Source organism: Glaciecola sp. SC05 (genome assembly GCF_041380235.1).
Taxonomy (GTDB): Bacteria; Pseudomonadota; Gammaproteobacteria; order Enterobacterales; family Alteromonadaceae; genus Glaciecola.
In genome coordinates this window covers 1-301 of record NZ_JBGIYY010000073.1, presented here as the reverse complement: position 1 = coordinate 301, position 301 = coordinate 1, and the positions used below count along the sequence as shown (strand labels likewise).

Here is a 301-nt window from a genome sequence, read left to right as displayed (position 1 = left end):
AAACCCAAGGTGCATGCCGAGGGGCGGTTGGCCTCGTAAAAAGCCGCAAAAAATAGTCGCAAACGACGAAAACTACGCTTTAGCAGCTTAATAACCTGCTGAGAGCCCTCTCTCCCTAGCCTCCGCTCTTAGGACGGGGATCAAGAGAGGTCAAACCCAAAAGAGATCGCGTGGATGCCCTGCCTGGGGTTGAAGCGTTAAATCTAATCAGGCTAGTTTGTTAGTGGCGTGTCCGTCCGCAGCTGGCAAGCGAATGTAAAGACTGGACTAAGCATGTAGTACCGAGGATGTAGGAATTTCG

1 other RNA gene is annotated in these 301 nt (G+C 51.5%); it reads left to right on the top strand.

Annotated elements, in window-relative coordinates:
• Positions 1-301: a transfer-messenger RNA gene (ssrA, locus tag AB9H30_RS19430) on the top strand; the annotation flags it as partial.